This is a genomic window from Psychromicrobium silvestre, from assembly GCF_013408295.1.
Lineage (GTDB): Bacteria > Actinomycetota > Actinomycetes > Actinomycetales > Micrococcaceae > Renibacterium > Renibacterium silvestre.
Genome location: NZ_JACBYQ010000001.1, coordinates 416,698 through 427,781, shown reverse-complemented (window position 1 = coordinate 427,781; position 11,084 = coordinate 416,698). Strand labels below are relative to the sequence as shown.

The following is an 11,084-nucleotide window of genomic DNA, read 5'->3' as shown; positions in this document are numbered from 1 at the left end:
CTATTTTATTTGTCTATTTGCCGATCAGCCCGTTGAGGAAGTCTGCCATGATTGGCCCGGCGGTACCCGCGCCAAGCCCGCCGTCCTCCACGAAGACCACGACGGCGATATCCCCCTGGGCGGCGATCATCCAGGAGTGGGTTTTCGGCGGGTTGTCATTGCCGTATTCGGCGGTGCCGGTTTTGGCGATTACCGCGCCACCGGGAAGATTCTGCAGGACTGCGGCGTGGCCACTGGTCACCACAGCGCTCATCATGTCTTTGAGCTTCGCAGCCTCGGCGGTGGTAAGCGGTGGGCTCGAAGGCACACTGTCGGTAGTGGAGGCAGACCCAGTACTGGAGGTGCCGGACGAAGCCGAAGCTGTGCTTGGCGTGCTCGGAGTGGCTTGCACCAGCTTCGCCTGCACCTTGGAGCCATGACTTACGCTGGCTGCAACATTGGCCATCGTCCACGGCGAAACCAGCACCTTGCCCTGACCGATCATCGAAGCCGCATGCTCGGCGTCGGTACCGCTGGCTGGCACATTGCCGCTAAAGTTTTCGGCCCCGAACTCCGTCTCTGCTCCCCCGGTGCCAATGCCCAGGCTCGCGGCTGCCTCGGCAAGTTGCGCCTGACTCACCTTCCCGGCCTGGGAGATAAAGGCGGTATTACAGGAGTGTGCAAAAGCGTCACGCAGGGTGATCTGCCCCGTGCTGCTCTCCGGATAACCGGGAGCGTTTTTGAAGGTGGTCCCGCCTGCCGCGATCGAAGGGGTGCAAGGAACCGTGCTGTCCGGAGTCAGGCCGTTCCGCAGGAGGGCCAAGGAGGTGATCGTCTTGAAGGTTGAGCCCGGAGCGTACTGGCCCAAGAGCGCCGTGTTGTAGCCGTTACTGGCGGGTCCGCTAGCGGCCGCGAGTACTGCTCCTGTCGACGGTTTGATCGCCACAATGGCTGAGGGGGAGGTGGTATCGCTGAGTAGCGACTCGGCCAGGTTTTGGGTCTTCAGGCTCAGCGTGGTTTTGAGGTCGCTACCAGCCTTGGCATTCACCGTAAACAGCACCCTCGGGGTACCGGCGGCATCAGCCTTCGCTGGTTTTTCGACGATCTCGATCCCGGAGGTGCCGGAGAGTTGCTCGTCATATTGTGCCTGCAACCCGCTCAGGCCGGTCAGGTCACCTGCTTTGAGCCGTCCATCGGACTTCTCGATGAGTTCCTTGGTGGCTTCGCCCACCGTGCCCAGCACCGGGCGGGCAAAGCTCCGGGTCGGTGCGAGGGGAAGCGTGTCTTTAAGTCCGACGGCACCGGGAATGGCTGCGATCTGAGCATCGGTCACGGTTCTATTGGCATCATCGCGTAGCGAGATGGCCTGCACAAACGCCTGCGGTCCGGCGGCCTGAACTTGGCTAGCGAAGGCTGCGGGGTCCACTCCGACCAGAGTCGCTAGGGCCTTCGCCGAGCTTGGCTGGCCAGCGGTATTGACCTTGGTCTTGTCAATACCGATCAGCAGCACCGGCCGGTCCTGCACCAGCACCTGACCGCCGTCGCCCAAAATCTTTCCGCGCGGCGCAGCCGTAGTTTGGAGCTGCAGAACATCACCCTCCTGGAATCCGGGAACAATCAGTTCCGGGGTCCAGAGAGTGCTCCAGGTCTTATCGGTTTTACTCAGCGAGGCGGTGCTGTTGTACTTCCAGCTTTCTTTGCCAAAGCTCCACTCGTAGCTCAGGGTGGCGGAAATTTTGTCCTTATTATCCTTATTATCCTTATCCACCTGAATCTCGCCGAGGCTAACCTTCGGCTTGACCTCGCCAAGCGGCTTAATCAGCTCGGTGAAGGAGGTGTTGGCTGTCTCAGCACTGACCGAATTGGCGAAGCTCAGTGAGCTGAGATTTCCCGAGCTCAGGGCCTCTGCGAGTTTCTGGGCAGCGTCCTTGGCGCCGTCATCACCCCCATCGCAAGAGGTCAGCGTGAGCGCTAGCAGCGCCACGGGCAAAGCAAGGGCCAGGGTTTTAAATTTCCGCAATCCACTTTTCCGCACTCGCCCAGTATCTCAAATCAAACGACAATTCTGATTACTACTTGCTGTAGAAATCAGTGTCGTAGACTATAAGGCGTGCCCGAAGCCCTCTCCCCCGCCCTCGTGATCGACGGGCTCGTCAAAGATGTCGGGCCAGTTCCCGCCTTGGACGGCCGGATGAAACGTGTTCTGAGTGGCCTTTCACTCACCGCCCACTACGGCCAGGTGACCGTTTTACTCGGCTCCAATGGTGCTGGCAAGACCACCACCTTGGAATGTGCACAAGGTTTGCAAGGTCGCCAAGGTGGCACGATTTCACTGCTTGGCCATGATCCGGAGCATGCGGATGCTAGCCTGCGCGCCAGGGTCGGGGTAATGCTGCAGGACGGCGGCTTGCCCCCCGCGCAGCGACCGATCCCGCTCCTGCAACATGTCAGCGGAATGTATCAGGACCCCTGGCCGGTGCAGGAATTGGTGGAACTGCTGGATATTGCTTCCTTTTCCAGCACCAGCATCCGCAGGCTCTCCGGCGGGCAGAAGCAACGAGTTGCTTTAGCCGCCGCGTTACTCGGCCGACCGGAAATCGTCTTTCTAGATGAGCCCAGTGCCGGACTGGATCCGCAATCCCGGCAGTTAGTCTTCGATTTAATTCGTCGGCTGCGCAGCGAAGGGGTGGCCGTGGTGCTCACCACCCATCTTCTCGACGATGCCCAGCGACTGGCCGATTATGTTTACATAATCGACGACGGCCGGACCGTTGCCGAGGGCACCGTACCGGAGTTGCTCAGTGCCGCAAACGACCCGCAGGCCAATAGAACCCTCACTTTCGATGCTCCCGCGGGCTTGGAGCTGACCAAGGTGCTACGTCCCGAACTGCGGTTGCAGGAGACTCGTCCCGGCAGCTATCAGCTAAGCGGCCCACTGCTTCCCACCGATCTGGCCGCGCTAACGAGCGAATGGGCGGCTCAAGGAGTAATGCCGAGTGCGCTGAACCTGGCTGCACATTCGCTTGAGGACGTTTTCTTGGACATTGCCGAGACCGCCGAAGCGGCGCGGGTAGAAGCACGTCAAGCCAAATCCAACCAGCAGGGCAGCCAGCGATGAGCGCCGAATTCAGCCAGTTGAAAACGGCACGACCCGCCTCGTTAACGCGTCGGATCGTATTACAGAGCCGCTATGAGACCAGCACCATGCTCCGCAATGGTGAGCAGCTCATCTTAGCCATCGTGCTGCCCTTGCTCGGGCTGATCGCCCTAGTGGTCACGCCGCTGCTCGATAATCTCGGCAATAGCCGGATCAATGTCGCCACTCCGGGCATCCTGGCGCTTTGTGCGATGTCTACTGCCTTCACCGGCCAGGGCATTGCCACCGGTTTTGACCGCAGGTATGGGGTGCTGCGATTCCTCTCCACCACCCCGCTGGGACGGGGTGGCTTGATTGCCGGTAAGGTGATCGCCGTTCTGGCTGTACTGGTGATTCAGGCACTGGTGATAACCGTCGTCGCCCTTTTCCTCGGCTGGCACCCCGATTTCCCGGGACTGCTACTCGGTATTCCACTGCTTATTCTGGGAGCCTTGTCCTTTACCTCACTGGGCTTGCTAATTGCCGGCACCGCGCGTCCCGAAGCCACCTTGGCTCTCACCAATCTGCTCTGGATCTTGCTCGGAGCCCTGGGAGGCATCGTTTTGCCGCCCAGCCGTTCACCGGGGCTAATGACGGATATTGTGCAGTTCCTCCCCTCCGGTGCTCTCGGTGAGGCGATGCGGACAGCTATGCTGGGCGGCGGCCTCAATGTTCTCGCAGTCATTGTGCTGCTTCTCTGGGCTGTGGTCGCATCGGCGGCCGCAGTGAAATGGTTCAAATGGAGTTGAGATGACTACCCTGTATCGGTCGCTGAAGGCCAAACTCCCGACCACGGTCAATAACACCGTGCGTCGGCTGACCATCGCCTCGCTGATTGGCCAGATTGTGCTGGTGGGCACCGGCGGTGCTGTTCGTCTCACTTCCTCCGGCCTGGGCTGCCCCACCTGGCCCAAGTGCACCTCGGGATCGCTGGTGAACACTCCCGAGATGGGAATTCACGGCATTATCGAATTCGGAAACCGGACACTGACCTTCGCGCTGGCTATTGTCGCGCTGGCTATGCTGCTGTCCTTGCTGAACTTGCGCAAGGAACGCGCGGATATGTTCTGGCTCTCCTTCGGCTTGCTGGCCAGCATTCCGGCACAGGGAATCATCGGCGGCATCACGGTGCTCAGCAACCTCAACCCTTGGGTCGTTGGCTTACATTTCTTGGTCTCCGCCACCCTGGTGGTGTTCTCCATGCTGCTGGTCAACAGAGCTTATGGGCGACCGCCGGAAACTCAGCAAGCCGTCCGCTCCACTCTTCGGCAGCTCTCGGTGGCAGCCGCCGTGCTGGTTTATATCACCGTGATTCTTGGCGTGATGGTGACCGGGTCCGGGCCACATGCGGGCGATGCAAAGGCACCTCGGAACGGATTGGATCCCGAGTTAATCACCCGGGTACACGCGCTACCGGTGTATTTGCTGGTGGCCTGCACCTTGCTGCTGCTCGTGCTCTGCTGGCGGCGCGGCCGCGGCGATCTGCTCCGCTCGGCCATTATCTGGCTGCTGCTCGCAGTGGTTCTGCAAGCCATTATTGGCTTTACTCAGTACTTCACGGGCTTGCCGATCGTGCTAGTTGGGCTGCATATGCTGGGTGCGGCAGCGCTGCTGGCCGCTGGCACCAATGTTGCCGATATCGCGCTGCGTTCGCGCCGCTCGGCATAATCTCTTAGCGGCTTAGTTTCTTAGCCGCACTTTCCCCACCCTAGGACTCATCCCAGCGTTCGGGATAGCTCACTGGCATCGGGATAGCCCAATCGCCCACCATTGGGCTATCGCCAAGTCATTGGGCTATCGCGAGCGGGTAGCTGCGTCGGAACAACTCAGGCACAACTCAGCGCGTGGGTGGTTAAAGCGAGTGGCTCGGTCGAGTGGTAAAAGCGAGTGGGGCGCGTAAATGGTAAAAGCGAGTGCGTCGGTCGACTGGCTAAAGAATTAGCTCATCAGTGGCAGGCCCACAAAGGGATCCACCGCGAGGGCCACAAAAACCAGGGTCAGATAGCTAATCGAGCCATGGAAAACCTTCATGGCGCCCTTATTGGTGAGCTCATCGTGCTGAGCCTTGCTGTGCAGACGATGCGTCTCCACCAGGAACCAGGCACCCGCGGCCAGCGAGACGACGGTATAGACAATGCCAGCCCGGCCCAAAGGAATCATCAGCAGTGAACAGGCCACCATCGCCCAAGCGTAGAGAACCACCTGTACGGAGACGATGCGGGCACCGGCCACCGCACCGAGCATAGGAACCTTGGCCGCGTTGTAATCCTCGCTGTAACGCATCGACAGCGGCCAGTAATGCGGTGGCGTCCAGAGGAAAATGATCAGGAAGAGGATGACGGCGGGCCAGTCCAGACCGTTGGTCACGGCGGCCCAGGCGATCAGCACCGGCATGCAACCGGCCACTCCGCCCCAAACGATGTTCTGCGCGGTGCGCCGCTTCAGAATCAGGGTGTAGACCACAACGTAGAAGAAAATAGCGGCCACGCCGAGCAAACCGGCCAGCGGATTGGCACCGAACCAAAGGACGGCGATGGCAAGTACACCGAGCACCCAGGAGAAGATCAAGGCTTCCCGAGGGCTGATGGCGCCGGTGACCAGCGGGCGGTTCTCGGTGCGGTGCATGACCTTGTCAATATCGCGATCAATGTAGCAATTGAAGGCACCGGCACTCCCCGCAGCGAGGGCACCACCGACCATCGTGGCCACAATGAGCCAGATATCCGGGAAGGAACGCGCCGCAAAGATCATGGTGGGCAAGGTGGTGACCAGCAGCAGTTCAATCACGCGCGGTTTAGTCAGCGCAAGATAAGCCTTTGCCTTCGCCCCGAAGCTAAGTTTCTGCGGAGCACCCGACTCCACCGGCCTCGTTGCTGCCTGCGTCACACGCACGTCTCACCCATGTTTCTATCCACGCTGTTGTCTTCCCTATTCTATACGCCAGGCACACAGCCCCCGGGACGCCAGGCCTACGCTCTGTGACGAGTCAGACTTCACTGCGTTACCCAAGCCACAGGCCTTAAGCACTAAGCTGAGAGGCGGAGTTCAACGATCCATTATTTCCGCAAGAGAGGGCACTGTTTTCGATGCCACAGGATAGCCAAGAATTTTCATGGACAGAGCTAGACCAGCAGGCAGTTGACACCATTCGGGTGTTGGCTGCGGACGCGGTGGAGAAGGTTGGTAACGGCCACCCTGGAACCGCGATGAGCCTAGCTCCGGCGGCTTATTTGATTTTTCAGAAGTTCCTCAAACATGATCCGGCAGACCCGCAGTGGGCTGGCCGCGACCGTTTCATTCTCTCCCCCGGGCATAGCTCGCTCACCCTCTATATTCAGCTCTTCCTCTCCGGTTATGGACTGGAATTGAGCGATCTGGAGTCACTGCGCACCTGGGGTTCACTGACACCCGGCCACCCGGAATACAAGCACACCAAGGGCGTAGAGATCACCACCGGCCCGCTGGGTCAGGGTTTGGCTTCCTCGGTGGGCTTTGCCTATTCGCAACGCCGGATGCGCGGTCTCTTCGACGCCGAGGCCGCACCCGGTAGCAGCCCCTTCGATCACAACATCTGGGTCATCGCCTCCGACGGCGACCTGCAAGAAGGCGTCACCTCCGAAGCTTCCTCACTCGCTGGTCACCAGGAGCTGGGCAATCTCGTGGTGCTCTACGATCAGAACCACATCTCGATCGAGGACGATACCGATATCGCCTACTCCGAGGACGTGCTCAAGCGCTACGAGGCCTATGGCTGGCATGTGCAGCGGGTTGATTGGACCAAGACCGGCGATTACGTCGAAGACGTCGAAGAGCTGCACCGCGCTCTGCTGGAGGCCAAGAACGAAACCTCCAAGCCCTCCATCATTGCCCTGCGCACCATCATCGGCTGGCCCTCGCCGACCAAGCAGAACACCGGTAAGATCCACGGCTCGGCGCTGGGTAAGGACGAAGTAGCCGGGCTCAAGGAAATCCTGGGTTTCGATCCGGAAAAGACGTTCGACGTCGATCCCCAGGTACTAGCCCACGCTCGCGAAGTCGCTACTCGCGGCGCAGCAGAGCACGAAGCCTGGAATACCGACTTCGCAGCCTGGCAGACGGCGCATGCTGAAGACGCCAAGCTGCTGGAGCGGATGGAGTCCGGCAAGCTTCCGGAGAACTGGACCGCGGCTTTGCCGAGCTTTGAAGCAGGTAAGGAAGTCTCCACCCGGGCCGCTTCCGGAAAGGTGATCAACGCGGTCGCCACCGAACTCCCCGAGCTTTGGGGTGGCTCCTGCGATTTGGCTGAGTCGAATAACACCACGATCGAAGGGGCGCTTTCCTTCGTTCCCAGTGACCGACAGACCAATGCCTGGTCCGGCAACCCCTATGGCCGAGTGCTGCACTTCGGCATTCGGGAACACGCTGCGGCGTCCATCGTCAACGGCATCCACTTGGGTGGACCGACCCGGGCGTTCTCCGGAACATTCCTGATCTTCTCCGACTATCAGCGTCCGGCAATCCGGCTTGGCGCCTTGATGGGTGTTCCCAGCATCTATGTCTGGACCCATGATTCGATTGGCCTCGGCGAGGACGGTCCGACCCACCAGCCGGTTGAGCAATTGGCGAGCCTGCGCGCTATCCCGGGATTCGACGTCGTGCGCCCCGGTGACCCAAACGAGGTGGCACAGGCCTGGCGCGGCATCCTGGAGAACCGCCAGAACCCAGCGGGCATCGTGTTGACCCGACAGAACATCCCCACTTATCAGCGTGGCGAAGGAACGGCTACCGCTACCGAGTTCGGTTCCGCCGAGGGCGTGCTGCGCGGCGGCTATGTACTAGCCGAGGCCGTTCGTGACGATGAATCGGGGAACAGCGCTGTTGTCACCCCGGACGTCATCCTGATCGGCACCGGCTCCGAGCTACAGCTTGCCGTGCAGGCCCGGGAGACCTTGGCCGCAGAGGGCATCGCCGCTCGCGTCGTGTCGATGCCCAGCGTCGAATGGTTCCACAAGCAGGATGCGGATTATCGGGATTCGGTACTCCCCTCGGCCGTAAAGGCCAGGGTCTCTGTTGAAGCCGGAATCGCGATGCCTTGGCGGGAATTCGTCGGCGACGCCGGACGTTCCATTTCGCTGGAACACTTCGGAGCCTCCGCCGATTACAAGCGCCTATACGCCGAATTCGGCATCACCACAGAAGCGGTCGCCGCGGCGGCCAAAGACTCCATCGCAGCAGCATCTTAGGAGACGCAATGACTGAGCAAACCCCCACAGCGCAACTTTCGGCGGCCGGTGTATCGATCTGGCTCGACGACCTTTCCCGCGAACGGCTGAGCAGCGGCAGCTTACAGAAACTGATCGAAGAGAAGAACGTGGTCGGTGTGACCACTAATCCTTCGATCTTCCAAGCCGCCATTTCCCAAGGCGAGTCCTACGCAGCGCAGGTTTCCGAGCTGGCTGAGCAAGGTAACGATGCGGAGGCCGCAGTCTTCGCTATCACCACCCGCGACGTCGCCGACGCTTGTGATCTGTTCGCCCCGGTCGCTCAGGCGAGCCAGGGTGTTGACGGCCGGGTGTCCATTGAAGTGGATCCCCGCAAGGCCTGGGATACCCAGGGCACCATCGCCGAGGCCCAGCGCTTGCACGCCGCCGTTGCCAAGTCCAATGTGCACATCAAAATCCCGGCCACCCAAGAGGGTTTGGAAGCGATTACCGAGACCCTGGCAGCCGGGATTAGCGTCAATGTCACCCTGATCTTCTCGCTTGAACGCTACCGTGCGGTGATCAACGCCTTCCTTCTGGGCATTGAGAAGGCCAAGGAAAACGGTCATGATCTTTCCCAGATCCACTCCGTCGCCTCCTTCTTCGTCTCCCGGGTGGATACCGAAATCGACAAGCGGCTGACCGCTCTTGGCAGCGAGGAAGCCCTCGCACTCAAGGGGAAGGCTGGCGTCGCCAATGCCCGGCTGGCTTACCAGATCTACCAGGAGCAGTTCAGCTCCGAGCGCTGGAATCTGTTGGCCAGCGCCGGAGCGCTGCCACAGCGGCCGCTCTGGGCTTCCACCGGCGTGAAGGACCCGGCTTACCCGGACACCCTGTACGTCACCGAATTGGTGGCTCCGAACGTGGTCAACACCATGCCGGAGAAGACCCTGGACGCCACTTTCGATCATGCGGCGGTCAGCGGGGACACCGTTACCGCGCACTACGAGGAGGCGAACGCCGTACTCAATGCCCTGGAGGGCTTGGGCGTGCATTACAACGACGTCGTAGCGCAGCTTGAGAAGGAAGGCCTGGACAAGTTCGTGACCAGTTGGAATGAACTGCTGGCCGATGTACAGCAGGCTCTCGATAATGCGAAGAAGGATGCCTGATGTCTAGCCTGTCCTTGGCCGCTTCTGGAGCGGCACTGGCCGCAGCCGATCTGCACCTGCCAACCCTGGTAGCAGATCAGGTTGCTTCCCGAATCTTCGATAAGGACCACACCCTCTGGGGGCCGGACGCCGAATCCGAGGCTTCCATCCGGCTCGGCTGGGTTGAAGCCCCGGCGATCTCCGCACCGCTGGTGGAGCAGATTCTGGCGCTACGGGCTGAATTGCAGGCTGAAGGCGTGACCCATATCGTGCTGGCCGGCATGGGCGGTTCCTCGCTGGCTCCCGAGGTGATTACTAAGACCGCCGGTGTGGAACTGACCGTCCTGGACTCCACCGATCCCGAGCAAGTACGGGCCGCCGTACAGGACCGACTCGCGCAGAGCGCCCTGGTTGTTTCTTCGAAATCGGGTTCCACGCTGGAAACCGATTCGCAGCGACGCATCTTTGAACAGGAGTTCACTGCTGCCGGAATCGATGCCAAGCGTCGCATTATTGTGGTGACCGACCCGGGCTCTCCGCTGGACGCCTCGGCTCGAGAAACCGGCTACCGGGCTGTTTTCAATGCGGACCCGAACGTCGGCGGACGCTACTCCGCGCTGACCGCTTTCGGCTTGGTACCCTCCGGTTTGGCCGGAGTCGATATCCAAGCCCTACTCGATGATGCCGAAGAAGCCGGTGAGTTGCTCCGCGATAACGACGCAGACAATATCGGTCTGGCTCTGGGCAGCGCACTGGGCGGTACCAATCCTTTGCGCAACAAGATCGTGATTGTCGATGAGGGTTCCGGCATCGTTGGTTTCGCCGACTGGGCTGAGCAGCTTATTGCAGAATCCACCGGAAAGTTGGGCACCGGCGTGCTCCCGGTAGTCGCCGATCCGAGTTCCCCCGAAGTGACTTCCGGAGCCCCGGACATTCTGGTGGTTCGAGTGGTTGGCCAGGATGACGACGTCGAACCGATTGGCGATCAGGTGGTGCTCTCCGGTGGCTTGGGCGCTCAATTGATCCTCTGGGAATTCGCCGTCGCGGTGGCCGGTCGGCTGCTCGGCATCGACCCCTTCGACCAGCCCGATGTTGAGGCGGCCAAAAAAGCGGCTCGAGGTTTACTCGATGCCCGCCCGGAACCGGTAGCTGCAAACTTCAGCGATGGGGCCATCGAGGTCCGTGGCGGCGAATGGCTTGGCTCCGCGAGCACCGTGGCTGAGGCCCTCAAAGCTCTCTTCGGTCAGCTTGGAAGTGACGGCTACCTGAGTGTGCAGGCCTATTTTGACCGACTCACGCACGCCTCACTGGCAGGCACCCGGGATCAGCTGGCCGCGATTACCCACCGCCCCGTGACCTTCGGCTGGGGTCCGCGTTTCCTGCATTCCACCGGCCAGTTCCACAAGGGCGGCCCGGCTATCGGTGTTTTCTTGCAGATCACCGCTGCAGCCACCGAAGATTTGGCCATTCCGCACCGCCCCTTTAGCTTCGGTGAACTAATCGAAGCCCAGGCCGCCGGCGACGCTCAGGTGCTGCTCGAGCATGGTCGCCCGGTACTCCGCCTGCACCTGACCGAGCGCGCTGATGGCGTGGCTCAGTTGGAAGCCGTGATCACCCAATTGCAACAGGAAGCCTAAG

General features: G+C 60.8%; 8 protein-coding genes. 6 read left to right on the top strand and 2 right to left on the bottom strand.

Going from position 1 to position 11,084, the window contains the following annotated elements; translation table 11 throughout:
• Positions 1–13 precede the first annotated feature (13 nt).
• The gene (locus FHU41_RS02040; RefSeq protein WP_343046219.1) at positions 14–2,014 is read right to left on the bottom strand and encodes a penicillin-binding transpeptidase domain-containing protein; all 2,001 of its coding nucleotides are present in this window, start codon (positions 2,012–2,014) and stop codon (positions 14–16) included.
• A 75-nt stretch (positions 2,015–2,089) separates the two neighbouring features.
• Here FHU41_RS02040 and FHU41_RS02035 point away from each other — a divergent pair, with 75 nt between their 5' ends.
• From FHU41_RS02035 to FHU41_RS02025, 3 genes are read left to right on the top strand one after another with little or no spacing between them, the layout of a single operon-like run.
• On the top strand, positions 2,090–3,097 hold the full coding sequence (locus FHU41_RS02035) for an ABC transporter ATP-binding protein (RefSeq protein WP_343046218.1): 1,008 nt from the start codon (positions 2,090–2,092) through the stop codon (positions 3,095–3,097).
• Positions 3,094–3,864, top strand: a complete 771-nt coding sequence (locus FHU41_RS02030; RefSeq protein WP_179387986.1) for an ABC transporter permease — start codon at positions 3,094–3,096, stop codon at positions 3,862–3,864. The genes FHU41_RS02035 and FHU41_RS02030 overlap by 4 nt, the downstream gene beginning before the upstream one ends.
• 1 nt (position 3,865) lies before the next feature.
• Positions 3,866–4,783 (top strand): COX15/CtaA family protein, encoded by a 918-nt coding sequence (locus FHU41_RS02025; protein ID WP_179387985.1) that lies wholly within the window; start codon positions 3,866–3,868, stop codon positions 4,781–4,783.
• A 270-nt stretch (positions 4,784–5,053) separates the two neighbouring features.
• On the opposite strand, the gene FHU41_RS02020 is transcribed toward FHU41_RS02025, so the two are convergent.
• Positions 5,054–6,007, bottom strand: coding sequence for a heme o synthase (locus FHU41_RS02020; protein WP_179387984.1), 954 nt, complete (start codon positions 6,005–6,007; stop codon positions 5,054–5,056).
• Between the two features lie 194 nt (positions 6,008–6,201).
• Between FHU41_RS02020 and tkt the strand changes: the two genes are divergently transcribed.
• The 3 genes from tkt to FHU41_RS02005 are packed head-to-tail and all read left to right on the top strand — an operon-like array spanning position 6,202 to position 11,083.
• Entirely contained in the window at positions 6,202–8,337 is a 2,136-nt protein-coding gene (gene tkt, locus FHU41_RS02015) for a transketolase (protein ID WP_179387983.1), read from the top strand.
• 8 nt (positions 8,338–8,345) lie between these two features.
• The gene (gene tal, locus FHU41_RS02010) at positions 8,346–9,467 is read left to right on the top strand and encodes a transaldolase (protein ID WP_179387982.1); all 1,122 of its coding nucleotides are present in this window, start codon (positions 8,346–8,348) and stop codon (positions 9,465–9,467) included.
• A complete protein-coding gene (locus FHU41_RS02005; protein ID WP_179387981.1) occupies positions 9,467–11,083 on the top strand; it encodes a glucose-6-phosphate isomerase in 1,617 nt (538 codons plus the stop codon). Before tal ends, FHU41_RS02005 begins: the two co-directional genes overlap by 1 nt.
• Position 11,084: the final 1 nt, after the last annotated feature.